18 protein-coding genes are annotated in these 24,664 nt (G+C 50.1%); 3 read left to right on the top strand and 15 right to left on the bottom strand.

Annotated elements, in window-relative coordinates:
- Positions 1 to 43: 43 nt before the first annotated feature.
- The 4 genes from A8707_RS12645 to A8707_RS12630 all read right to left on the bottom strand — a co-directional run bounded on the left by A8707_RS12645 (position 44) and on the right by A8707_RS12630 (position 3,310).
- Positions 44 to 247, bottom strand: coding sequence for a phycobilisome linker polypeptide (locus A8707_RS12645; RefSeq protein ID WP_068817512.1), 204 nt, complete (start codon positions 245 to 247; stop codon positions 44 to 46).
- A gap of 396 nt (positions 248 to 643) precedes the next feature.
- Positions 644 to 1,129, bottom strand: a complete 486-nt coding sequence (gene apcB, locus A8707_RS12640) for an allophycocyanin subunit beta (RefSeq protein ID WP_068817510.1) — start codon at positions 1,127 to 1,129, stop codon at positions 644 to 646.
- 62 nt (positions 1,130 to 1,191) lie between these two features.
- Complete coding sequence (gene apcA, locus A8707_RS12635) at positions 1,192 to 1,677, bottom strand: allophycocyanin subunit alpha (RefSeq protein WP_068817508.1); 486 nt, start codon at positions 1,675 to 1,677, stop codon at positions 1,192 to 1,194.
- Between the two features lie 466 nt (positions 1,678 to 2,143).
- The gene (locus A8707_RS12630; protein WP_068817507.1) at positions 2,144 to 3,310 is read right to left on the bottom strand and encodes a cysteine desulfurase family protein; all 1,167 of its coding nucleotides are present in this window, start codon (positions 3,308 to 3,310) and stop codon (positions 2,144 to 2,146) included.
- A gap of 97 nt (positions 3,311 to 3,407) precedes the next feature.
- Between A8707_RS12630 and A8707_RS12625 the strand changes: the two genes are divergently transcribed.
- A complete protein-coding gene (locus A8707_RS12625) occupies positions 3,408 to 5,105 on the top strand; it encodes a phospholipase D-like domain-containing protein (protein WP_231948042.1) in 1,698 nt (565 codons plus the stop codon).
- Positions 5,106 to 5,331: 226 nt separating this feature from the next.
- Here A8707_RS12625 and A8707_RS12620 read toward each other — a convergent pair whose 3' ends face one another.
- From A8707_RS12620 to A8707_RS12600, 5 genes are all read right to left on the bottom strand, one after another.
- Positions 5,332 to 11,292, bottom strand: coding sequence for a hybrid sensor histidine kinase/response regulator (locus tag A8707_RS12620; protein WP_068817505.1), 5,961 nt, complete (start codon positions 11,290 to 11,292; stop codon positions 5,332 to 5,334).
- A gap of 225 nt (positions 11,293 to 11,517) precedes the next feature.
- A complete protein-coding gene (locus A8707_RS12615) occupies positions 11,518 to 14,208 on the bottom strand; it encodes a methyl-accepting chemotaxis protein (RefSeq protein WP_068817503.1) in 2,691 nt (896 codons plus the stop codon).
- A gap of 217 nt (positions 14,209 to 14,425) precedes the next feature.
- Positions 14,426 to 14,956, bottom strand: coding sequence for a chemotaxis protein CheW (locus A8707_RS12610; RefSeq protein WP_068817501.1), 531 nt, complete (start codon positions 14,954 to 14,956; stop codon positions 14,426 to 14,428).
- Positions 14,957 to 14,967: 11 nt separating this feature from the next.
- Positions 14,968 to 15,333, bottom strand: coding sequence for a response regulator transcription factor (locus A8707_RS12605; RefSeq protein ID WP_068817499.1), 366 nt, complete (start codon positions 15,331 to 15,333; stop codon positions 14,968 to 14,970).
- A gap of 144 nt (positions 15,334 to 15,477) precedes the next feature.
- Positions 15,478 to 16,737, bottom strand: coding sequence for a response regulator (locus A8707_RS12600; protein ID WP_068817498.1), 1,260 nt, complete (start codon positions 16,735 to 16,737; stop codon positions 15,478 to 15,480).
- A 647-nt stretch (positions 16,738 to 17,384) separates the two neighbouring features.
- Here A8707_RS12600 and hmpF point away from each other — a divergent pair.
- Complete coding sequence (gene hmpF / locus A8707_RS12595) at positions 17,385 to 19,133, top strand: pilus motility taxis protein HmpF (protein ID WP_068817496.1); 1,749 nt, start codon at positions 17,385 to 17,387, stop codon at positions 19,131 to 19,133.
- Between the two features lie 108 nt (positions 19,134 to 19,241).
- On the opposite strand, the gene A8707_RS12590 is transcribed toward hmpF, so the two are convergent.
- The 5 genes from A8707_RS12590 to ccsB all read right to left on the bottom strand — a co-directional run bounded on the left by A8707_RS12590 (position 19,242) and on the right by ccsB (position 22,447).
- On the bottom strand, positions 19,242 to 19,535 hold the full coding sequence (locus A8707_RS12590; RefSeq protein ID WP_068817494.1) for a hypothetical protein: 294 nt from the start codon (positions 19,533 to 19,535) through the stop codon (positions 19,242 to 19,244).
- A 247-nt stretch (positions 19,536 to 19,782) separates the two neighbouring features.
- Entirely contained in the window at positions 19,783 to 20,013 is a 231-nt protein-coding gene (locus A8707_RS12585; RefSeq protein WP_068817492.1) for a type II toxin-antitoxin system HicB family antitoxin, read from the bottom strand.
- Between the two features lie 65 nt (positions 20,014 to 20,078).
- Positions 20,079 to 21,056, bottom strand: coding sequence for a tRNA lysidine(34) synthetase TilS (gene tilS / locus A8707_RS12580; protein ID WP_068817490.1), 978 nt, complete (start codon positions 21,054 to 21,056; stop codon positions 20,079 to 20,081).
- Positions 21,057 to 21,064: 8 nt separating this feature from the next.
- The gene (locus A8707_RS12575; protein ID WP_068817488.1) at positions 21,065 to 21,424 is read right to left on the bottom strand and encodes a KGK domain-containing protein; all 360 of its coding nucleotides are present in this window, start codon (positions 21,422 to 21,424) and stop codon (positions 21,065 to 21,067) included.
- A gap of 30 nt (positions 21,425 to 21,454) precedes the next feature.
- Positions 21,455 to 22,447 (bottom strand): c-type cytochrome biogenesis protein CcsB, encoded by a 993-nt coding sequence (gene ccsB, locus A8707_RS12570; protein WP_068817486.1) that lies wholly within the window; start codon positions 22,445 to 22,447, stop codon positions 21,455 to 21,457.
- 237 nt (positions 22,448 to 22,684) lie between these two features.
- Here ccsB and A8707_RS12565 point away from each other — a divergent pair, with 237 nt between their 5' ends.
- Positions 22,685 to 23,698: an adenosine deaminase gene (locus A8707_RS12565; protein WP_068817556.1), complete on the top strand. Its 1,014-nt coding sequence runs from the start codon at positions 22,685 to 22,687 to the stop codon at positions 23,696 to 23,698.
- A 222-nt stretch (positions 23,699 to 23,920) separates the two neighbouring features.
- On the opposite strand, the gene psb27 is transcribed toward A8707_RS12565, so the two are convergent.
- Complete coding sequence (gene psb27 / locus A8707_RS12560) at positions 23,921 to 24,322, bottom strand: photosystem II protein Psb27 (RefSeq protein WP_068817485.1); 402 nt, start codon at positions 24,320 to 24,322, stop codon at positions 23,921 to 23,923.
- Positions 24,323 to 24,664: the final 342 nt, after the last annotated feature.

Genomic DNA, 24,664 nt, shown 5'->3' with positions numbered 1-24,664 from the left:
CAGAGTTAGCATTTGAAAAACCTAATCAGGCTCAGCCTAGCTCTTAGGCAATGCCCGTATTCGCGCCAGCTTTGCCCGTCGCTAATTCAACCTTGACAATCTTTCCACCCATCTTTTGAATCCGCTGCTGCTCACGGAACCAGTTGTCATAAGGAACCAACTTGGTGAAATAGGTATTTTGCAGTTCCCGTTGAGTGCGGGTGCGGGTCAAGCTAGGAACACAGGCAGTAACCTTGAACATTCTCATGGGTCTTATAATCTCCTGAGTAGGCTGAGGATAGGGGTTGAGTCGTGAGTGTTGAGCTTTGAATAAACCAACTCGTACCGCACGTCAAAAATCGGATCGTTAGAGAGAGATCCTCAAAAAGTTAGCAAATCAGCTTCTCTATGATGTCAACGCCGATCGGCGCAGGTGCAGACCTTAGAGAGCGAGTGCAAATCTTTTAGATGTGTAAACAAAGATTGATGGGGAGAAGGTTGAAAGTCGAGAATCAATGCTAGATCGCTAAAACCATTTCTCAGACTAGCCTTTGACGAGCTAACACTCATTCCAGACTTTCAACACCTCAAAGTGAATGATGAACTCTAGAGGCTGAACAATGAACCTAAATTCATCTCTCACGCTTCACGTTCCATCCTTTGATTAGCTCAAGCCAGAAGAGATGTAGTCGAAGTAAACGCCCATCTCTTTACCAGCATCAGAACCGACCAAACCAGCGGTGACTTCTTTCATCGCTTGAATCGCCTGCACGGTTGCGCCAATGGGTACGCCCAAAGAGTTGTAGGTTTCCTTCAAGCCGTTGAGCACGCGCTCGTCGAGAATGGAGGGGTCGCCAGCCAACATTGCGTAGGTGGAGTAACGGAGGTAGTAGTCGAGGTCACGAATGCAAGCAGCGTAACGACGAGTCGTGTACATGTTGCCGCCGGGACGGGTGATGTCCGAGTACAGCAAGGACTTGGCAACGGCTTCTTTGACGATCGACGCTGCGTTAGCGCTGATCGCGGTGGCTGCACGAACGCGAAGTTCGCCTGTTGCAAAGTAGCCTTTAAGCTTTTCGAGGGAGGAAGTATCGAGATACTTGCCTTGAACGTCAGACGTGTTGATAACGGAGGTAATTGCGTCTTGCATGATTTAATTCCCGTAAGTCGCGTGGTCTTATATGTAAATGCGTGAACAATCGGAGGCAGTGATTACTGCATTGCACCGATCACATAGTCGAAGTAGGAGCCAGCTTCAGACGCGTCTTCAGAAGACAGCAAGGAAGCAGCTACGTTCTTCATCGCACGAATGCCTTCAGCAACCGCAGGAATGGGGGTGCCCAAAGAGTTGTACATTTCACGAACGCCGACGATTCCGATTTCTTCGATCGGAGTCACATCACCCGCAACCACTCCGTAGGTCACGAGGCGGAGGTAGTAGTCAAGGTCACGCAGGCAGGTTGCAGTCATTTCTTCGCCGTATGCGTTTCCACCCGGAGAAACAACATCAGGACGCTTTTGGAACAGTTGATCGCCAGCTTGCTTGACGATGCGCTCACGGGAGTCGGACAGGGTTTGAGCGATCCGGAGGCGACGCTCACCCGTGGTGACAAAGCCTTTGATTCGATCTAGTTCGCCGGGGCTGAGGTAACGAGCTTCAGCGTCAGCATTCACGATTGATTTCGTGACAATACTCATTGATGGATTCCTCCAAAAGTAGTGTAACCGAGTATGTTTAAACGGGAGTTCCGTATGGTTGGGTTAAGTCTACTTGTGGCTAGTTACTCAGCTCATTGAGGTAAATCGTTGAAGCTGATATCTGGGCTGAACCTGGTTGAGTAGATTCGAGGCACAGAATCGGTAATCTTAGCGACACAAGCGTTTTTGACTTAGTTGCCTTCCGCAATTAATTTTGCGGCATTGTGTTCACCATCCTAGTCAGTCCGCAACATCTTGTAATATTATCCTCATGTTTGTTTTTTATTGAGGACATGACAATTTCGTCTCAACCTGTGCTGTCTTGAAACGACAACGCAGACTGTCAAGCGGCTATCACACTGACTTTAAGAAAGCTCCGTTTCCGTATGTTACGGCTGATGCTGTTCTAAGTCAAAGGCTGATTTGTATCGATTGATTGAGTAGAGGATCAGATTCTTAACACTCGTCAAACCTTTAAAAGGGTGGGCTGTGGTGCAAGGCGAGCCAGGACTTGCTTCAGCACCATGACCGTCCAATCGATATCTGCACCTGTGGTGTCTCGTCCCAGCGTTAGGCGAATGCCTGATTTAGCGAGGCGATCGCAATAGCCCATCGCCACCAAAATCGGACTCGGAACCAGCTTGCCGCTATTGCACGCAGACCCAGCGCTGATGCCAATTCCTGCTAGATTCATCTGCCGCACTAGAGTTTTGCCACTGAAAATTTCTCCACCCGCAGAGTGCACAGAGAAGCTGACATGATGAGGAAGACGATTCCAGCGATCGCCTGTTGGCACTAATCCCGCTACATCAGCCAGTTGATCAAAGAGCTGTTCGCGCAGGTGGATTAAGCGAGGCGTTTCGATCGCCATTTCTTGAGCTGCCAACTCTGCCGCGATGCCAAACCCCGCGATCGCTGGAATTGCCTGAGTGCCCGATCTTAGCTTCGATTCTTGTCCGCCTCCTCCGAAGAGCGGCACTAATTCCACACCTGGACAGACATAGAGCGCTCCGGCTCCTTGCGGTCCATAGAGCTTATGACTCGACAGAGACAATAAATCAATGGGGAGTTGCTGCACGTCGATCGCCAACCGTCCCGCTACCTGCACCGCGTCGGTGTGAAATAACGCCCCATGAGCGCGAGTGATCTCACACAACTGTGCGATCGGCTGAATCGTTCCCACCTCACTTTGACCGTAAATCATCGACACCAGCACCGTGTTAGGACGCAGCGCGGATTGAAGCTCGATTGGGTTAACTCGCCCTAAAGAATCGACGTTTAGCCGTGTGACTTGCCAGCCCCACTGCTCTAAAAGCCTCACAGGTTCGGCGATCGCTGAATGCTCGACGCTAGAAATAATGATGTGCTGCGGGGTCGTGTAGTTTCGCGCCACGCCCATAATCGCCAGATTATTTGACTCCGTGCCGCCAGAGGTGAACACGATCGTTTCAGACGGAGCGTTGAGTAGCCGCGCCACCTGAACTCTGGCACGTTCTAGTAGGATAGCCGCCTGTTGCCCCCAAGCATGGAGGCTTGAAGGGTTTCCCCACTGTTCGGCTAAAACTTTTTGCATCAGCGCGATCGCCTCTGGGCGAGTGGGCGTGGTCGCACTGTAATCTAAATAGATTTGCATAAGTCACTCAGCAGCAGAACAGATTAAAAAATCGCAATTCTTTTTGGGTACGCTACAAAGACATAGGTTTTCCCCAGAATTCTCAATCTAGCTTATTGTGCGTCCAATCAACTCCCTCTCCCGAAGTTTATACGCTGCTGCCCTGGCACTTGGCTTAACCGCCTGTCAGCAAGCTCAACCGCAGCCGCCCTCTCGTCCTACTCCGTTAGCTCAAGATGCGCGGGTGCAGGTTTACACGAATCATGAACCTGCGTCGCAGTACACAGAGCCTTATCGCAAACAGACTCGATCGGGCGATGACCTAGAACAAATTATCGTGGATGCGATCTCGTCGGCTCAAACCGGTGTCGATGTCGCCGTTCAAGAATTTCGTCTGCCAAAAATTGCCAAGGCTTTGAGCGATCGCGCCCAAGCTGGGGTGAAGGTGCGGGTGATTTTAGAAAATAGCTATTCGCGCCCGGTTAGTAGCATTCGCTCCGATGAAATCGCCAAACTTCCAGAACGCGATCGCGATCGTTACAGCGAGTCCATCAAGCTGATCGATCAAAATGGAGACGGACAACTCAGCCCCACTGAAATCAATCAGGGTGATGCGCTGGTAATGCTTGATAACGCCAAAATTCCTCGCATTGACGACACGGCTGGCGGGACTCGCGGCAGTAATCTGATGCACCACAAATTTGTGATTGTAGATGGACGCGCGATCGTCGTTACCTCCGCGAATTTCACCCCGTCCGATGTTCATGGCGACTTCAAAACCCTCACCAGTCGAGGCAACGCCAATAACCTTCTCAAAATTGATAGCTCAGAGTTAGCGGCTCTGTTTACCCAAGAATTTAATCTCATGTGGGGCGACGGACCTGGCGGCAAACCAGACAGTCTATTCGGAGACAAAAAGCCGCATCGTGCTCCTCAACAAGTGCAGTTAGGAGAGGTCTCGATCGAGGTGCAATTCTCCCCGTCATCGCCCTCGCTGCCATGGGAGCAAACCACCAACGGTCTAATTGGCAAAACTTTGAGTCAAGCCAATGACTCGATCGAGATGGCGCTATTTGTCTTCTCTGATCAGCCACTTGTGAATCTACTAGACACTCAACGTCAAAAAGGGGCAAAGATTCAAGCGTTGATCGAGCCTAGCTTTATGTTTCGCCCCTATAGCGAAGGGTTAGATATGCTGGGCGTTTCGCTGGGAGACACCTGCAAACCCGACCCGAATAACCGTCCTTGGCAGAACCCAATCACGACGGTTGGAGTGCCCCGCTTGCCGCCGGGTGACTTGCTGCACCACAAGTTTGGCATCGTCGATGGGCAGACCGTAATCACTGGGTCACACAACTGGACAAAGGCAGCGAATCAGGGCAACGACGAAACCCTGCTAGTGATTCACAGCCCTGTAGTGGTGGCGCACTATCAGCGAGAGTTCGATCGCCTCTATGCAGATGCGATTTTAGGGGTACCTCCTGCCATTCGTCGCAAAGCTGACGCTTACGAACAACAGTGCGGAAAGCCCACACCATCCGCGTCGATCGTCCCCACCCCTGAGAAACGAGACACGCCCACAAAACCGCAGCCGTCTGCACCAAAACCTTCTGCTGAGTCTACCAATCAGCCAGTGAACCTGAATAGAGCGACCCAAGCAGAACTGGAAGCTCTACCGGGAGTCGGTCCCAGTTTGGCAAAGCGGATTATTGCCGCCCGTGAACAGAAACCTTTTGCTTCATTGGCAGATCTCGATCGAGTCTCAGGAGTCGGACCCAAATTGCTGGAAAAATTGCGCGATCGAGTCACCTGGTAAGCATCAACCCAAATTCAATACCATCGCGTGGAGACGTTTCGGTGGAACGTCTCCACGTCATCGGGTAAACGCACGGTCGATCGCATTCATTCATTCATTCATTCATTCACAATAATTGGTGTAATCCAAGCTTAATTTTCGAGCACAGCAAACCATTCCTAATTACACCAATAAAGAGGGACAGGCTAAAAACCCATCCCTCCAAAATATTAAATTCACATCAGACTCACGAATCTCGATTGTTGACGATCAAAATCTCGCCCTTCAACATTCGTTGAGCCGCATCCAAAAGCGCTTCTTCTAAATAGGGCTTTGTGAAATAGCCACTTGCCCCTAGAGACGCTGCCATTTGACGGTGACGATCGGCACCACGAGAAGTCAGCATCGCGATCGGCAGACTGCTTAAATTGGGATCTTTCTGAATCCGCGACAGCAGTTCTAAACCATCCATTCTAGGCATCTCAATGTCGCAGAAGACGATATCACACGGCAGACCTGCTCGCAGCTTCTCCCACGCCTCTTGACCATCGCGAGCTTGCTCCACCCGATAGCCAACCTTATTGAAAGTCATTGACAGCAGTTCGCGCACCGTAATCGAGTCGTCTACAATCAGCACCGTTGGCTCGGTCTTCATCGTGATCGTGTCGGTTGACTGCGATGCTCCCTGATCCCACATCGTGCCAACATCGCGACGAATCCGACCCATTGAGAGATCGATGAGTTCTAGCACGTCTGCGATCGGCATAATTCGACCGTCGCCTAGCACCGTCGCACCTGCAACCCCGATCGGCTTCGGCACCGGACCTTCTAATTGCTTAATCACAATCTCTTGTTCACCGAGCACCTGATCGACTTGCAGCGCCAAATAATTGCCTGCACTGCGGAGAACCACCACAGACACCATATCGTCTTCCTGGTTGCCGCCGTAAACATTGCCTCGGCTGAGATGGCGACTATAGCCCAACAAATCAGTCAAGGGGCGCAAGGGCAAGATTGCATCTCGCCACGCGATCACCGGATTTCCTTCTGAGTCGGTTTGAATGCGCTCTTTTGGAATGTCGAGCATATCTTCCACCCCATCCATTGGGAAGGCAATGCGGGCACGATCGCTGATGCAGCACAGCGCCTTCGAGATGCTGAGGGTGAGCGGCAACCGCACGGTAAATGTGGTGCCCTTACTCAGGGCTGAATCGGTGTTGATGACTCCCCGAATCTCGCTCAAGCTAGTACGCACCACATCCATGCCCACTCCTCGACCAGAGAAGTCATCTGCCTGATCTTTGGTAGTGAAGCCGGGATGGAAGAGGAGATCGTAGATATCTAACCGAGCCATCGCTTTAGACTCAGATGACGTAATCAATCCTTTCTCGATCGCTTTGACTTTGACTCGCTCAATATCGACCCCCGCCCCATCATCAGAAACCGAGATCACCGTCTGGTTGCCCTGATGAAAGGCACGGATTGTAATTTTACCGACGGGCGATTTTCCGGCTGCTCGACGCACATCAGGCGTTTCGATGCCGTGAGTGATCGCATTGTTAACCAGGTGAGTCATCGGATCGTAGAGATGCTCTAGAATCATCTTGTCAATCAGCGTGTCGCGACCTTCAATCACCAGTTCTGCCTGTTTGCCACACTTCATCGCGATGTCGCGCACGGCACGAGGAAGACGATCGGCGGTTTGGGCAAACGGCACCATTCGAGAACGGGTCAGCCCTTCTTGCAGTTGGGTCGTCACCTGCCGGAACATCCGCGTCACCTGATCGGTTTCATCGACAATGAACTCGATGTCAGACGCAGACTCTCGGACTCGCACAATCAGCTCAATCATTTCCTGCGAGAGTGAGTGAAAGCCTGTAAAACGATCCATCTCTAAGGGGTCATACTCGACTCCAGATGAGTTGCTTGGGGCGATCGCGCTACTGTCTCGGATGGACGCGCTAAAGATAGAAGGCGTGCGCTGATTGCGGCTGGCAAGAAGGGAGCTTTCTAGCAGCGATCGCTCATACAAGTCCTGCATTCGCTGACCGACATCGCTCAGTTGCTGAACCTGATAGAGGAGGTTATCGAGCGACTGCCGCAGCCGTTCTTGGTCTTGCTCCAGGCTATTTCGGTTGACCACCAGTTCGCCGACCAGGTTGCTGAGGTTATCCAGGTGCTTTACCGGAACCCGCATGGTTTGTTCGCTGAGTCCTTTCCCAAGTCGGTTGGTGCGCCGTGCCGATTGAGTGCTGGTTAGACTCTTGGCGGCTGGGGTTCCTCCCATCGTTTTGTCAGCGTCCTCCAGCATCTTCTCTAGATCGTCAAACTCCATATCAGAGTCATCAGTAGCAGAGAAGCCTGTTTGAGCCGTGGTCGCAAACGTTTCAGGTGCGTCTGCTAAAAGAGATTCAAGGTCATCAAAGTTCTCAAAGGTTAAATCTTGGGCGATCGGAGATAGGTCGTCGCCGAGCAAATCGTCTAGGTCATCAAAGTTCGCGGGGGTCTCATCTAGCAAAGTGTCTAGGCTCTCTGCTTCTGCCACCGAGTCAGCCGTCTCTTCTCCAAACAAAGAATCTAAGTCATCAAAGTCTTCTGGGTCAGAGGGTTCAGAGGTACTTGAAAGGGTTGCGTTTAATAAATCATCTAAGTCGCCAAACTCATCGTCCGTCGCCAGATTAGATTCTGTTTCTAGAACATTTAGCTCAGAGTCGTTTTCGTCAGATTCGTCAAGATTGAGCGAGGCTGCCATTGCTGCCCCCAAGGAGATCACAGATGCCGCTGCGATGCTCGCTCCAAAGAGAGAATCGAGGTCTGAAGGGTCAGCAGGTTCAGTAGACGAGGCTTCGGTTTCTAGTGGCTCAAAGTCACTCAATGCGAGTGCAGAATCATCGAAGGGGTCAAACTCCAAATCGAAGTCATCATTCTCTGCACTGCTGGTTGAATCCTCTAAGTCGAACAGCAGATCCAGGTCGTCTGCTTCTCCAATGTTTTGCACAGAGACGGCTTCGATCGGAGAGTCGAGTCCTAAATCATTCAGCAGAGTATCTAAAGTGTCTGGTTCAGAAGTCATATCTTCTGAAGAAGAAAAGAGGTCAAAGTTCAACTCATCTAAGTCATCTGTAGAAGATTCTAGAGATAGTTCGTCTGGGTCGAGTCCAAAAACGCTTTGAGCCGCGATCGAGCCAAACTCATCGGGAATTTCTAACGGCTCATTCTCTTGATAGTAAGCTGTCTCAAACAGTTCGCTTTCTAGATTAAGAGAAAGGTCAAAGGTTTGTTTCGTCAGTTCTGACCCAAGATCGTCACTTAGCAGGTCATCTAGACTATTCAATGAGTCATCATCTAAAAGCAGATCAAGGTCTAGCGCAGTCTCTTCTCCGATCGCAGTTAGATTCAGCAAATCATCTAAATCGTTTGAGAGCGGCTCAGACTCAGAGCGATCGAGTGAGAGCGGTGAATCAGCGATCGACTCCTCGCTAGCCTGTGGGTCATCTGCTGTTAAAAAGCCAAAAAGGTCTGTTGTCTCTAATTCTGAGATAGGAGTCTCAGCAAATAAAAGTCCCATCTCCTCAGAGTTTTCATCGAACAGACTGTCAAGATCATCGCTGGTTTCCGAAGCGTTAAGATTCAAGTCTAGCGACTCTTCAGACTGGTTAAAGTTGAATAGGTCTTCGGACTCAAGTAGTCCTGCTAAATCAGCGGTTTCTGACTCGGAATCAGCGTCCAAACTCAGCGAAGGAGTCTCGGCAGCAAAGCTTTCGTCTACTAGATTAGCCAGATCAATCTCATCTTCACCCTCTAACCCTAAGAAGTCATCGTCTAAATTGGTCAGCTCTAAGTTAGGTAAAGCATTTGGCTCTAACTCACTTCCTTCTGTCAATAAATTCAGGTCGTCTAACGTCAAGTCAAACTCAAAGACACTATCAAACGCTAGTTCATTTAAGGAAGCTTCAGGCTCTACGGGATTAATCTCTAGCGAGTCCAGGGGTTCTTCGCTCTCAAAAAGGCTTGTCAGCAGGTCATCGCTTTCCTCTGAAGCTATTTCTAAACTAAATGGAAACTCACTGTTTGCCGACGTTAAATCGAATTCTGCTGAGTCATCGCTTCTAGCATCTGTCAACAAATCATTAGAATCTTCTACTGAAAAATTCGAGGTATCAGAGCCAACGTCTAACTCTTCTAATCCAGCATCTAGAGATTCATCGTCTGGCAACAGATCAGATTGACTCCAAAGATTGTCAAAGGGTGAGAGATCATTCGTCTCTTGATCATCAGGAGGAAGAGAAAGTGCTTCTAAGCTCTCTACAGAGGTTGAAGGGGCTTCATTTAAACCGAAATCGAGATCATCCAAATCCCCAAACAGGTCGTCTGTCAAAGCACCGAGTTCATTCTGATTGTCTGATTCAAGCGTTGAAGCTTGAGGAGATTCTTCTAGATCTAAGCTTTCCCACGGGTCGGAGATCGCGGCAGCAGGCGCAGGGGCTTCGTCGTCTAACGCGAGGTCAAAATCTAGGTCGTCAAACGTCGATTCATTCACCACGGGGCTAGGCGACGCGATCGAGTCGGTTAAAGGCTGATCAAAGTTCAACTCCTCCTCGTCTAGCCCTGCAAATAACTCGCCCAATCCGATCGGAGTCGCTTCATTGTCTACTTGAGGTGAAGAAAGTATCTCTAAGAGATCATCTGAGGGTGCGATCTCGCTGGTCAAATTCAGGTCGTCAAAGTCGTCTAGATTCAGTTCATCAAACAGATTATCAGCAGGAGTCAAACTCTCTTCAGAGGTCTCTAAACCAAACAGATCAAAATCTTCGGTGTCTGAGGCGGTTTCAAGAATAGTTGGGTTTACGATCGCACCCGAAGTCACTTCAGAATCGAGCAGATCCTCTAAAGAGTTGTCTCCAAACAGACTCGTAAAGTCGTCGTCATCCTCCTCGCTGACGCTAGCAGGAGTCGCAGCAGAATCGTCAAACAGCAAGTCTGAAAAGTCGCTGCTCTCCTCTCCCAGTGGATTATTGAAGTCAAGCGCCGCCGATCGAGAACTTCCAATCACCTCTTCTTCTTGCCAGGTGGCACCGAGATCGGGCATTTCTCCTTCAAACAGGTCTGCCAGACTGTTGAGTTCTGCCATGCCGACTTCAGGACCGTCGCGATCGCTTGCCCTAGACAGTTCAGTCTCTTCTACCAAACTGCTGTCACGACTAGACTCAAACAAAGGAGCATCCAGGTTTAGAGTGTCTAACTCCAACGCGTCTAGAGAATCGGCTTCAGCCGCAAAATCCATTTCCGACAGGTCTAGGTCATCATCTGAATCGAGATGATCTGTAATAGCAAAGAAATCTGCCAGATCGTCATCGACTGCTAACGGTAATGCCGCATCGATCGGCACAAGGGCGATTAGCTGTTCGCTCGGTGCAACCTCCCAAACCCGACCTGCTAAAACAGATTCCTGTGCCTGCTTAAAGTCTTTAATGACGATCGGCGCCAGCGCTCGATAGGAATTATTGGGATCGGCGATCGCTTGACTCGCCAGATTCACCAAACTGCACCATTGATCGAGATCGAAGGCTTCGCCCAACCCCCTTAACCCAGTGCAAATTTCTTGAAGGCGATCGCGTCCGTCGGGCAGCGCCTCCGCCTGTCGGAACAGTTGCAGCATTTCACGCAGTTGGACAGGCACATCGGTTTGAAAAATCAGCACCAATGAGCTGTCTTGAGACGTGGCTGGAGTCGCTGCGATCGTCGGACGCGTCATCACAGGAGTAGGCGTGGCTGCCTCACTCTGACGCTCTAGCAGACTGAGATGTTGCTGAAGTTCCTCAAAAACAGGCTCAACGCTAGCCATCGTCGCATTCGACGCTTCTTCGCTCAAACCAAACGGACCTTGCAACTGCTCTAACAGTTCCTGGAGCGTATCAAACACCCGTAGCAGAAGCGTTTCTACTTTTTGATCCGGCTTGATTCCAGGAGTTTCTTTGAGGATTTTGAAGAAATCTTCTAAGCGATGCGAGGTCTGCTGAATGCTGCTCAGACCTAACATCGCAGCTCCACCCTTAACCGAGTGAGCCGCCCGAAAGACTTCATTCACCCTTTCAGGGTCTGCGATCGTGCCTTGCAGATTCAACAAACCCTGCTCAATGGTATTGAGATGGTCTTTTGCCTCCTCAATGAAGTAGCCCATGATTCGCCGCTGTTGTTCTGGCTGCATCGCATTGTCCCTTTCTATGGTTAGATTGACCCCCGTTCAAACCCATTCAGTGGGTCATTTAGAGGAGTCTTAGAGAAGATAGATGATCTGAGAATGAGAGCTAAATTGCGGGTCGAGATCATCCAAGGTTTTGAACTGAGATCATCTGAGATGGCGTTGAGTCTATGGCTTTAGGGTAACTCAATTAGGATAGAGGCTCCTTACTATAAGTGCCTGTGATTTTCACTACTTTCGCTCGATCGCCTCAACGCGGAACCGCTCCACTGAGGTCAGTAGATCTCTTGCAACGCCGACCAGATTTTGCAGCGAACCGGAGACTCGCTGCGCCTCTTGCGAGGTTTCTTGAGCTGTCAGCTCGACCGATTGCATCACCTGAGCTACCGCACGAGATGTTTCGGTCTGTTCGACCGTATCGGCAGTAATCGAAGTCACGAGCGTGTTGATGCGGGTTGACACTTGAATAATGTCTTCCAGCGATCGCTTTGCCTGTTCTGCCAGTCGAGTGCCCTCGATCACCTGCTGGGTGCCTTCTTCCATCGCGGTCATGACCGAGCCAGTCTCGCTCTGAATTTGCAGCACGATTTGCTCGATTTCTTTTGACGCTTTGGCGGCTCGGTCTGCGAGTTGACGCACCTCATCGGCGACGATCGCAAAGCCTCGTCCCGCTTCACCTGCCCGTGCTGCCTCGATACTGGCGTTCAAAGCCAGCAAGTTGGTGCGAGACGCAATCTGAGAAATCAACGCCACAATTTTAGAAATCTCTTGAGAAGACTCCGCCAGACGTTTCACCTTGCGAGTGGTTTCAGCCACGGTTTCTCGGATTTCTAAAATACCTGCCACGGTGCGCTCTACCGCCTCGCCGCCTTTGAGAGCCGTTGCCGATGCAGAACGTGCCACTTCTTCAGCCTCACGAGCGCTTTCTGCCACCCGTTGAATCGAGTCGGTCATCACCTGGACTGAGTTGAGGGTAACGGCAAGTTCCTCGGCTTGTCGCAGCGCGTCTGACGACAAACTGCGGGCAAACATTTCATTCTCAGTCGAGCCTTTGCTGACCTGACGGGCGGCTGTCTTCACCTGCTGCACAATTTCTCGCAGGTTTTGAATCGTCAAGTTAAAAGAGTCAGCAACCGCGCCTAACACGTCTGCCGTCACCTCTGCCTGCACCGTCAAGTCACCTCTCGCCGCGCCCTCCACATCGTCAAGCAGGCGGATCACCTGACGCTGCAAGTCTTCTTTTGCTTGCTCTTGTTCTTCTGCTTTGCGCTGCGCTTCGCTGGTGGTAGTCAGAATGACTCGCGCCATCTGGTTAAACCCACTCGACAACTGACCTAGCTCATCTTCTGAATAAACCGTGGTGCGAGCGTTGAGGTTGCCCTGACACACCGCATCAAACTGGGCTTTTAAGTCATCTGTCGATCGCTTCATTTGCTTGGCGGTAATTTGCCCCACCACAAACGCTGCGCCTCCTCCACACACGCCACCTGCTAGAGCCATCAACAGCCCTGTATTGCGGAGTTGAGATACTACGGTTGGATTATTCTGCTGGGCGGCACCATTCGCTGAGAGAAAGCTCACCACTGCCACTGCCACGGCTGAGACAATTCCCGCCGCCCCTGCAACGATTAACTGCTTGGTTGCCAGCGGGCGGTTATCGATGAATGCTAAAGGACCCTGTTCGACGGTAGGACTGGGATCTGCCGCCGAACTGTCGATCTGGGTAAAGCTGGGAACCTGCTCAGACGTATTGGAGATGCTAAACAGTTCGTCATCGCGAATGGTGGAGCGATCGTGATCTCCAAAATCCATCGTGCCGCTGTCTGACCCGATCGCCATCCCGTTTGTAGACAGCCCAAAACCACTCCCGATCGAAGGGCTGGTGAATCCCGCTGAGTCTTCAGAGAGGTCGAAATCAGACAAGCTACCCAAATCGTCGAAGTCTTCAAAGTCGTCCAAAAAATCAACGTTGCTCCGACTTCCCGTTGAGCTTGAGCCAGGATTCAGGCTTGGTTCAGAAAGAGTGCCGTTATAAAGCGAATCGAACTGATTGGGTTCGACTGGTGCATCAAAATTTGACTCAGCCGATTCATACAGGTCAGGGTCGCCCATAAAGAGCGTGTCTTCGCCCATTGCACGATTGTTGGATGGGCGATTAGGGGAGTTGATCGGCGCTGCTGGCTCAGAAAACGAGGGGAACGGAGATTCGTCGGTTTGGGTTGAAAAATCTGGGCTAGAGAATACACTGTCAAATTCGTCCATCGCAGCCGGAAAGCTGCTGTCTAAGCTGGTATCAGCAGCGGAGAAACTAGATTGGCTGTCTAATGCGAATGAATCGTTTGCCCCGCTACTTGCATTTGCGCCAAAATCATCCAGGTCAGTCAGCGCGAATGGATCGTCCGTAAATGTATTGCTTTGTGCAGGTGCCCTTCCATTATCGTTGTGGCTATTAAAAGGGCTACCAAACGGTTCACCGCTTTGAGATGGCGGCGATTCGGGCATATCTAAATCCATCTCATCGAGCACAAAGTCATTAAAGTCATCTGGCTGCTGCTGAGTCACCGATGCACGGTTTGCGGCATCAAACTTATCAAACGCCCCAATTTCTGCTTCGTGACTATCAGAAACGCCATTCGCTGGCTCGCCTGCAAACTGGTTTGCATAAGTCAGACCGCTGTTGGCATAATCGACAAACTCAGTATCAGACGTGAGGTTGAGAACCGTTTGATATTGCTCTTGAGCAACACCATATTGCTGAAGCCCATAGCAGTAGATGTGTCCCCGCAGAAGTCGAGCGCTAGGGTCTTGGGGGTATTCATCGACTAAGCGATCGACAATCTTCGCCGCTTCTTCATACTTGCCCTGCATATAGGCTCTTTCAGCCTGTTGATAGTCTTGGGCAAAGTCAGTCCCGCGTGCCATGTGCCTTCTCCTGCAAGTGCTTGTATGCCGTTGTTCTCGAAGTTCTGCTCTTAAAGTTGAGTTTGATAGGTGGCAAACTTAGAAAAAAGTGAGCAGTCGGTGTAGAGTGAAAATAATGCATCTGAGTAGTGGTCGATGCTGCCTGAGACTCCAAAAGTTGTCTTCGATCAGTCCGTTGCATTGATTGTACAGATAGGGATCGGTTTTGGCTCATTGATTATGCTGCCCACCGCGCCGATCGTAAAATCGCTACCTGATCGAGCAACCGCAAAAACTGACTGTCTTGGTCATTTAACACCCACTCACCTCGCAAAAAAGGTGCAACACTATCAGGGGCAGCGGTTGACATCTGCACATGATCAATGTCTAGCCAATCCATGCCGACGATGCGATCGACTGCCAACCCTAACATGATGTCCTGATCTTCGACTGCTATCACAGAAATCTCAGGACGGTCTGTATTTAAAGGGACTGGATCGCCCAAAAATTGACCTAAATCTGCGACCCAAACTACTCGTCCTCGCACGTTGAGTGTGCCCAATAGCAGAGGCGAAACATTAGGGACAGGAGTAATTCGATCGGGCGATGGAGACAGCACCTCTCGAATCCCAGCCGCAGGTAGGGCAAACTCGCTGCCTGATGGGATATAGAACCGCAGGTGCAACTCCCCTTCAGGGCTTTCTAGTTCCTGAAACTCAGGAGCTTGATCGTAGCCTCCACCCGTTAAAAAGTCTGAATTCCCTACCATGACCTCTATCCCTAACCTCGCAATAGTTGTTTAACCGTACCCACTAATTCAGTGGGCTGAAACGGCTTTGCTATATAGGCATCCGCCCCTTGCTTCATGCCCCAATAGCGATCGAACTCTTCCCCCTTGGAAGAACACATCACCACGGGAACCTTCTGCGTTTTGGGGTCTGCCTTGAGCCGACGGCACACCTCATAACCATTCATTCGAGGCATCACAATATCCAGCACAACCAGGTCAGGACGATGCACTTGGATCTGCTCTAACGCTTCGACCCCATCTGTCGCAATGGTGACGGTTAGCCCACTTCCCTTTAGCAGATCTGTGATCATTTCCCGTTGAGTGACGCTGTCTTCCACGACCAGAACTGTACTCATAACCCCTTACCTATTTGCTGGATTGACCGATGACGGGTGAAATCCACCGTTGTTTACCTTAAACTATGTAATCACTAAAGTACCCCAATCCCTGAAAGAATCAGCTCTTCGCCAAAAATAAGCCGCCTTAGGTGAGATCGATTTCTACCCTTCTTCGAGAGCATCTGTTAAAAGTTGGTCGGCTTTTGGCTGGTCAGGATGTCCCACACCTATGTACTTTTCTAGCAACATTAATAGCTCACTTTCTCCAAATGGTTTGGTTAAATAATCAGTCGCACCAACCATTCGGGCTTTAACCCGATCGATAAAGCCATCTTTACCAGTCAACATGACGATCGGGGTTTGACGAAACGCCGTTGACTTGCGAAGCATAGCGCAGATTTCATAGCCATCTAATTCTGGCATGGCAATATCACAAAGAATCAGGTCTGGCTTGAGTTGAAACACGAGACTGAGCGCCTTGAGCGGGTTGTCGATCGCCGTCACTTCATAGCCATGTTGATTGAGAATATATTCTACGGTTTTGCGGATCGTGGCACCATCATCAATACAAACGACTCTGGGGGTCTTATTAATTTGCCAAAAATCGAGATCTCTAGCCCGAACTTTTGACCCGCCACCTAACTCTTCAGAGGAAGAATGAGCTAAGTGAAGCCAGCCCCGCTTTACGTAGGGATAGATTGCCCTGGCAACGGTTAAGATGTCACGATTTAGATAACGCGCGATTTGCCGCAGAGACGTTTTGCCATCTGCATAGCGATCGAGCGTACTGAACGTGGTTTCAGGCAGGACCTCTTTTAATGAAGCTCTGTTCGCAACTACAGGACACTGATCGGGCGAATGAATCTGAGGATAGAACTGCTTCCACTCTTGCACCTGCTTAATGATCTTCGTCACCAGAGGGGCAGTCTCTAGCGTCATTAGCTGCGGTGCGAGGGGAGTGCCCATCTCAAAAATAAAAGACCCCTGATGCAAACTCAGGAGGTCAAACAGCGTTTCGTGAATCATGCTTTTAATTACACTGCGTGCTTGAGCAGGAGTGAGGCTGTGATTCTCCATTAACGCCCACAAATAGCCATATTCTGGAGCATTGAAGGCAGCGATCGACGAAGACGCGATGTCGTCTACCGCAGATTCTGCCTGATAGCGACGCAGGTAGTCTCGCAGTCGAAGCAAACTAACGTCAGTCTCCCCGGCGTAAACGATTTGACCATTGAGGAAAAAAGCAAACCAGGAATGACCACTCAAAGACTTGGTAGAACGAGTCTCGATCGGGGATGCAACATGAGTAGGCGGCAGCGAAGAAGAAGGATAGGCTTCAACAAAAAGTTCGCCTGTGCGCTGACCTAGCTCGATCAGTTGCAGGATGCTACGGATATCAATCTCACTCAGTTGTCCTTGCATTCAAGTTAATTTGTCTCCTCAAAGCAATCCGGCGCTCCGTATCAATTTTGCCCTCGATTTGAATGAGAGCAATAGTTTTTTTGCTCATCTGAGAAGCCAATTTATTATCTCTTGGCATCTTCAGTGTTAGGTCGATCTCAAACTCAATCTAAGGTAATTTCCTGAAAATCGTCACAGAAAGATAATAGTGGAGGCACTGTATTCATTTAGTCAATTAAGCATCAAAAGGTTGCCGCAAATCCCACGGCTTAATTTAATGCCTGCATCTCTTGAGAATTTGATGAGATTTCTTGATGCGAACGAGCAAAGGCAGTGCTAGATTAGAGGGCAGTGGCTCAAATTGCAGAATCTTAAGTTTCGTTTGAGCCAACTTGTATGGACTGAAATACGTCATTCGGTAGGCAAGATAAATCTCTTGAATGGGTGCTCAGTTAGCCGATGGGGATAAAAAGTCGTGGGCATAATGAGTTTAAGAGCGCTGAAGCCCAGTTGGTTTGGCTAAGATAATTGACAAACTGAATGGCTGGGGTGAAAACTTGGAACCGCTAGCCTGTTTCTGGCTCCGTTAAGCTAAGCTGACGAGAACTTTAGACCATTCGGACAAATTGCTCTAGGATTGGGCATAGACACAGAAGAGGGCTATCAGTGTGCTGTATCTAGCAGAAGTTATACAAAAGAAAGGCGGAATTATCGGCGGCGGTAAGTCTGAATTCAAACTGCTTGCCTGTCAACGATCTGAGCAAAATTGGAGCGCAGCCAGCGATGAAGCCATTCAGTCAGACGAAGCGAGTCGGTTTAGCCCCGGAACTTTGCTGCTGGTAGACCTGACCGTCAACAAGCAGGTGCAGCGCGTCCAAGAAGCTGGACGACCTTTGGTCAGCATTTTGCAAAACTTCTCTCGCCTGCAAGAAAAGTTTAAAAATCAGGAAGACGAGATTGAGCAGTGGAAGCAGTCGCTCACCTACCAAAGCCAAGAGCTAAATCGGCGTGAAATGGAGATGGAGACTCGGCGTGAGCAACTTCAGCAGTTAGAAGAAGACTTTGAGCAGTTAGAGCAACAGCGTCAACAGTTTGAGACGACCCGCGACGAGATCTTGCGTCAACAGGCAGAGATCGATCGAAACCGCCAAGAGCTAGAGGGCGCTTGGGATCAGCTACAGGGGCAGAAGCAGCGAGTCGATGAGCAGCAATCTGAGCTGCAACAAGCGTCTGTTCTAGATGACGAACAAGCTCAAGCCATTCAGGAGCTTTTGGGTCGGCTGTCTAGTTCAGACTTCTCGCCCGAATTGATGCAGGAGCAGGTTAATCAGGCTTCTGAGTTAGCCAGTCAGCATCAGGCAATTTTGAGCCAACATTGGCAGAGTTTAGAGCAACAACAACAGGCTTCACCTCAGATGCAGGAGGAGATCGATCGCCAGTCTCAAGATCTCGATCGCCGCTGGCAAGAGTGGCACCAATCCCAAGAAGCGCTAGAAAAGGCAAAAACCGAGGTCAAGCTTCAGCGAGCTGTTTTGCAGACTAAGCAAGACTATGCTCAGATGTTGGGGATACAGATCCAGCATCATGACGATCTGCACCAGCAGCTTTTTCGTCTCGCCGAAGGAATGGATGCAACCATCAGTTCAGTGGATGTCGAGATGTTGGATAAAATGCCCTTAGATCATCTTCAGGCAGTCATTCAAGACTTTCAGCGTGACTTTGAGATGTCTTCTAGCTTTGTCAACGGGCAAGAAGAAGAACTGGAGTCTAAACAGAGAGAGCTTGAGGAACTGAAAGCCAAGATTGAGAAATCTGGGGAGTACGATCGCATCGCTCTAGAATCTGAGCTTGCAGATGAACAAGATGCCTCTCAGTTTCTCAATCAAACATTGGTGGGGCAACGTCGCAGTCTCAAAGAGAAGGAAAGCGTTTTGCGTCAGCACCGATCGGGGTTGGCACGAAGACAGGGCAGAAGTGACCCAGAGGCAAAAGAGGGGAATCTCGATCTGAGCCAAGTGTTTACCCAGATTGATTCGCTTCGGCAGCAGCAAGCAGATGAGTTGCAAAAAATTGAGAATGAGCTTGAGCAAATTCGCAATCGCATTCAGGAAACTCAGGGAATGGTGAATGGGCGATCGGGCGAGCAAGAAGCCACTCGCAGCGAATTGAAACACCTAGAAGAAACGCTGAAATCTCAAAGAGTCACTGCCGCCGAACTCGCAGGCAAAGTCAGTCTTTATCAGGAGATAATGCAGCCGATTCAAGACACGGTGGACGGGTTGAGACATCAGCTTGAGGACATGCAGGGCACGATCGCACAAGTCAACGAGGCGAAGAATAATCAGAGCGGGGCGATCGCTGAGATGCAGCAAATTGTCACCAACCTAACCAATAAGCCTGAGTTCGCGCCCACTTGAATTGATATTTGTTAATGAAGAGTTCAGTTTTAAAGTTACCTACAAAAGCAGAGCAGACAGCGCCTCCCCTGCTTACCATTTAAAGCAAATCAAATCGAGAATTCAGATTTAAGATTTGAACAGATTATAAAGACCATAGCCTAGCGCAGTTACTGCGACCGCAGGCAAAGCAACAGATGCAGCAACGACTGCAACTCCGCCAACCATGCCAGCACCACCAGCAGCAAGTGCTCCGCCGCCAAGACTAGCAAGAGCAGAGCTAGTTGCTGCTGCACCGTATATACCAGCCGCGTTTGCTGCTGCTACAGCACTCCCATAAACTGCAGCACCCGTAGCAGCGCCTGTAGCAATACCGGCAGCAGCAGGAGTAGCACCAGCAGCCAACGATTTATTGTTTCTCATGAGATTCTCCTGTATAAAATTAGCAAGGTTTCCTGCCCCATATATAGCCGTCGCCACATAGGTTAGGACAGAGACATCTTCGGCAGCACGCGAAGCACACTGCCAAAAATGTCCTAAGCAAAGTGGCGACGGCTATATCAAAACTATCACATGAATTCTGGTACGCGAACATACAGTATTAAGTGTGAAAATACTGTGTTGGCAGTGTAAAGCTAACGTGTCTCTTGAAACTTACGCGCTTCCCCAATCACAAGCTGAAATCGAAAATTCTGTCGTCTAGGACAGTTTCGCCTCGATCGGATAACACCTCGATATAGAGAGCGATCGCTTCTTCAATATTCGTTATGGCTTCGTCGCGAGTTTTTCCTTGACTGATGCAACCTGGTAAACTCGGCACCTCGACCACAAAATAACCATCTTCACCGGGATAGAGCAAGACTTTTTGATGGGATGGGGCTTGAGGTTGAGTGATGGTCATGGCTCGGAGGCTTAGTGCTTTATCAGAATGCCGACACGCTCAAAGAGAGCAGAAATTGCTACCAGCTAGGTTTTGAGCCAAATCCAGTCGCCTTGAACTTCAGCGATCGCCCCGCCCGGAAATGGATCAGTGCGCGATCGATTGGGGGCGGTAATCAAAGCGGTCATCTTCTCAATATGGTCAAAGTTGGGGCTGAACGTCAGAGCTTTTTGCAGGAATTGGCGAACGACGCGCCGCCGAAGTGCTAGAGGAGCGGAGCGGAGCAGCGATCGGTTTAATGCTAAGCGATCAACACTCATTGCTTTTTCTCTCAGTTCAGAGGCGATCGCTTCGAGATATTCAACTTCTGCGACGAGGAGTTCGGCAGTTTGAGCAAGGTTCTGTTCAACTTGCGGATTGAAGTGAGCTTGCAAATAAGGAATGAGTTCTCGACGGATACGATTTCGAGCGTAAGTTAAATCTTGATTGGTGGTATCTTCCCAGATCTGAAGATCTGAGTCTTGACAGAATTGAGCGGTTTCAGCGCGAGTTACGTCTAGAAGGGGTCGGACAAGACTGAGGGTTGGAGTGAGCAATCGATTCCAGGAAAGTGCCTGAAGTCCGTCGGCTCCACTGCCTCGCATCAGATTGTAGAGAAGAGTTTCAGCCCGATCGCTAGCCGTGTGACCCGTTGCGATCGCGGTGAATCTATCCGTCTGAGCAATCTTTGTAAAACACTCATAGCGCCACTGTCTCGCCTCAGCTTCGCTTATAGGGATTTGACTTGCGGTCTCTAAATAAAACGGGACTTGCCAAGACTTAGCTAGCGCCGATACAAAATCCGCATTTTGGGAAGAGTCCGATCGCCAGCGATGGTCACAATGCACGATCGCTAACTGCCAATTCCACTTGGGTTGCAAATCGAGTATGAGTCTAATCAAACAGAGAGAATCTTGCCCTCCAGACACCGCCACCAGAACACGATCGCCCTGCGCTAATAAGCTGCGCTCTTTGAGTGTGCGATGCAGTCGATCGTGGAGCGGTGTCCAAGCATTACGGCTCATGGATGGCTTTAATAGGTGCCTTCGTCTAAATCTTCGTAGATGTTTTCGATGGGCTTGGTGCGAAGTCGCCCCGGTGCGGTCGATCGCTCTGGCAACCGTCCAAGCTCTTTGTCCGGCACAAATTCTAGGCGAATTCTGACTTTGCCGCGCTGCCAGCCGCCTGTGCCAAATCGCAGCGCTTCACACGCCAAACCATCGCCAAACCAGTCTTCATTCTCTTCTGACCAGTTATCTTCTTGCTCATTGATCGTTTCAGCCAGAGCCTCCAGAAACTCACTGACCTTAAACGTCGGATTTGACATCAGAACTCGACCGCGATCGACGAACAGCACTTCGTCATCTCTTAAGGGGCTATAGCCGTTATCCATATTGGTTTTATCGTAAAGGTTTGAGAGTGACTAAAGGAACCAGCCGTAGCTGTGAAGCCCTTTGCCCAAGAGGTTAACGCCAAGATAGCAGACCCAAACGACGACAAAGCCCGTCGCCGCGAGAATTGCAGGACGACGACCCTGCCACCCTTTGGTGATCCGAGAGTGGAGATAAGCCGCAAACACAAGCCAGGTAATCATTGCCCACGTTTCCTTCGGGTCCCAACTCCAATAAGAACCCCAGGCTTCATTTGCCCAAACTGCCCCAGCGATAATTCCGATCGTCAAGAGCGGAAACCCCAAGCCGATGATCCGATAGCTGATGTTGTCGAGCGTATCAGCCAAATTTAAGCGTTGAGGAGATAGCGAAATCGCCTGGGTCGGGGCGGAAAGCACCGCAGTCCCGCCGCTTTGAATCGCAACCGTCGTCAAAGGCACTTTTGATTCACTCGATCGAGTTAATCGATATGCTTTATCGCGGTAGGCACCTGTCCCGACTGAGCTACCGCGCAGTTCAACATTCTGACCGCGAGTCACCACTAAGAAGGCGATCGCCAACAGCGCCCCGACCATCAGCGTGGCATAGCTCAACATCATGACGCTGACGTGCATCATTAACCAATTAGATTTGAGCGCAGGCACTAATGGCGCAGACGCTTGCATTCCGTCAGGTAGGGTCAACGCTGCAAAGGCGGTGATTGCCATCGCAACAGGTGTGGTTACAACCCCGACTAAGCGACTGCCGCTCATATTTTCAGCAAACAAATGGATGGTCGTGATCCCCCAGACGAGGAAAAACAGCGACTCATAGAGGTTACTCAACGGGAAGTAACCTGCCTCTAGCCAACGTGCGCCTAAGAGAGTTGCGATGCAGAGATTTGCGATCGCCATTCCTGCCATCCCTAGTGCAGGTAGATAGGGAATCTGAGGAAATGCCGCACCCGTCCAATAAACCAGCATCGTGACGAATAGGACAGCAAACGAGAGATTGTCTAATATGCCTTGAAGCGCGACCAAATCCATGCGGTGTTTCTCCCCTTGTCTGAGCTACATCTCTAGTCTTTGCAGCATGACATCTGCAAGATCCATTGTAAGGGGTGATGGAGTGACCAGGAAGTGCACAAACGAAGCCCTGTCTGACCCGCAAAAATTCCCACTTCTTTAGGGTTTCTTCTCGTTTAGGTTCAATAGGAGCCAGACAACTTTTGTTACAAACGTCAGAATAGGAGGAACTACATCATCAGATCAGAAGAGGTGCTCGTGGCTTTATATGCTGAGTTACATCGCCATCTGGGGGGATCGGTGGTTCCCAGGGTGCTTTGGCGTTATTTGCATCGGAGTGAGTCTGCGTTAGCCGCGCGCTTTCCTGACTACTCTGAGTTTGAAGACTTTTATACTCGACCTCGCAGCACGTTAGACGAGTATTTAGAACTCCACACTCTGGTTGAGGGGGTTCAGACGGCTGAGGCGTTGCCCTATTTCATCTATCGTCTAATGCGGGGGGCATACATTTTTGAGAATCTCGCATATCTAGAGTTGCGCTACACGCCATTTCTGAGAACGGACTCTCAATTAAGCCAGTCTCAGCGCATTGACCAAATGGCGGAAATTGTCCAAATCGTCGGTCAAGCGAGTCAGGTTAAAGAGTACCCGATCGTCAGCAGCCAAATTCTCTGTATGCACTCTCGATTGCCCTATGAGGTGAACCGAGCGATCGTCGATTTAGCCGCTCAATCTCCTGACTATGTGTGCGCGATCGATGTGGCAGGCGGTGATGCTCACTATGCCGAACGGCTCGATGAGTTTGTCGAATTGTATGACTATGCTCGATCGCTCAACATTAAAACAACCGGGCACGTCTATGAAACTAGCGAAGGCTGCTATCCAGAACTGCTGCCCTACCTGATGAGAATCGGGCACGGCATTCAGATTCCGCTCCTTCAGCCCCACTTGCTGAAAGAGGTGGCTCGCCGGGGACAGTGTTTAGAAGTGTGTCCGACCACGTATTTAAAAACCGGGACGCTGGACGACATTCGCCAACTGAAATTGGTGTTCGATCGCTGCTTTGATGCCGGGGTCGATATTGCTATCTGCACCGACAACGCTGGACTGCACGATGTCCGGTTGCCGTTTGAGTATGAAAGTCTACTCACTCACGACATCATCGGGTTTGAGCAGCTACAAGCCTGTCAAGATGCCGCATTCCGACATGCCTTTGCCTGGAACTATGCTCAGCGTCCTGCATCGATGCTGACAACCTTAATGAAGACATAAGTGGGCGCAGTTTAGTCAAAAGAATAGGTCTATTGCAAAAGTCCCTGCCCTCACCCTAAATCCCTCTCCCAGGCTTGAGAGAGGGATTTTGAAATCTGGCTCCCCTTCTCCCAAGCTTGGGAGAAGGGGTTGGGGGATGAGGGCATCTTCGGACTTTTGCAAGAGGCTTGATGAGTTCTGATTTGTGAATAAATTCAGAACTCAATCCTCAAAATTCGATTTCTAAATTCCCCGTTTGAGAGCCACTTCGACTTGCTGAAACTCTTGTTCTAGGCGAGTCTTCAGCTTGTCGGGAACCGGACGATTAGGATAAGAACTATAGTGACCTGCCAGCGAGTTAAGCGCCGTCCGCATGGTCGTAAATGAGCTTAGTTTTAGAATTGCCGGATCACGCTGGTAGCGCGAAGCGAAGTCATTAATGCTTTTACGGGCTTCTGTGCGAACCGTAACCTTATCAGGAGAATCTGCTGGCAGTGTCAAAGCAGACCGCAAGCTGCTAATCACTCCTAACGTGTCTTCACGGTAGTTTCCAGTGAGTCCGGTCGTGGAGTCAGAAGAGCAACCCGTTAGCCCGATCGCTACGACCAACACCAGAGCCAATATGCGAGACAAAAAGCGCTTCATAAGCAATGGGTGAGGAGACGTGACAGTTTCACAATCCTATCGCGATTAGGGACGAGGGGATCATCCTCCTAGAAACTGAGATAGACGATCGAACCCATAAGTCACGCTTTCCTCATAAATCTTACCCGTCAGAAAGTATAAAAGTCCGTTGAAACGGACTCAAGAGCAGACTAGAATTGACCTTCAGTCCGTTTTGACGGACTTTCCACCATTAGCTCGAACTTCAGTTCAGGGCTGTTGAATGCCACGAACGAGGGGTTTTAATCAGGTGCAAGATCTCAATTAGTTCAAAAAATGGCAGGCTTTTGTCACTTAAGGGAATGTGAATTTTAGAAGCGGCAC

The organism is Phormidesmis priestleyi BC1401, assembly GCF_001650195.1.
Lineage (GTDB): Bacteria > Cyanobacteriota > Cyanobacteriia > Leptolyngbyales > Leptolyngbyaceae > Phormidesmis_A > Phormidesmis_A priestleyi_B.
This window is presented reverse-complemented; position numbering and strand designations above follow the sequence as displayed.

Coding starts and splice junctions, on each gene's coding strand:
- A8707_RS12610 (WP_068817501.1), bottom strand. CDS start 14,956: ATGGTAGGGAATTCAGACTTTTTAACGGGTGGAGGCTACGATCAAGCT.
- tilS (WP_068817490.1), bottom strand. CDS start 21,056: ATGAGCCGTAATGCTTGGACACCGCTCCACGATCGACTGCATCGCACA.
- psb27 (WP_068817485.1), bottom strand. CDS start 24,322: ATGAAGCGCTTTTTGTCTCGCATATTGGCTCTGGTGTTGGTCGTAGCG.
- A8707_RS12575 (WP_068817488.1), bottom strand. CDS start 21,424: ATGGATAACGGCTATAGCCCCTTAAGAGATGACGAAGTGCTGTTCGTC.
- A8707_RS12590 (WP_068817494.1), bottom strand. CDS start 19,535: ATGAGAAACAATAAATCGTTGGCTGCTGGTGCTACTCCTGCTGCTGCC.
- apcB (WP_068817510.1), bottom strand. CDS start 1,129: ATGCAAGACGCAATTACCTCCGTTATCAACACGTCTGACGTTCAAGGC.
- A8707_RS12605 (WP_068817499.1), bottom strand. CDS start 15,333: ATGAGTACAGTTCTGGTCGTGGAAGACAGCGTCACTCAACGGGAAATG.
- A8707_RS12620 (WP_068817505.1), bottom strand. CDS start 11,292: ATGCAGCCAGAACAACAGCGGCGAATCATGGGCTACTTCATTGAGGAG.
- A8707_RS12600 (WP_068817498.1), bottom strand. CDS start 16,737: ATGCAAGGACAACTGAGTGAGATTGATATCCGTAGCATCCTGCAACTG.
- A8707_RS12615 (WP_068817503.1), bottom strand. CDS start 14,208: ATGGCACGCGGGACTGACTTTGCCCAAGACTATCAACAGGCTGAAAGA.
- A8707_RS12585 (WP_068817492.1), bottom strand. CDS start 20,013: ATGACCATCACTCAACCTCAAGCCCCATCCCATCAAAAAGTCTTGCTC.
- A8707_RS12630 (WP_068817507.1), bottom strand. CDS start 3,310: ATGCAAATCTATTTAGATTACAGTGCGACCACGCCCACTCGCCCAGAG.
- A8707_RS12645 (WP_068817512.1), bottom strand. CDS start 247: ATGAGAATGTTCAAGGTTACTGCCTGTGTTCCTAGCTTGACCCGCACC.
- ccsB (WP_068817486.1), bottom strand. CDS start 22,447: ATGGATTTGGTCGCGCTTCAAGGCATATTAGACAATCTCTCGTTTGCT.
- apcA (WP_068817508.1), bottom strand. CDS start 1,677: ATGAGTATTGTCACGAAATCAATCGTGAATGCTGACGCTGAAGCTCGT.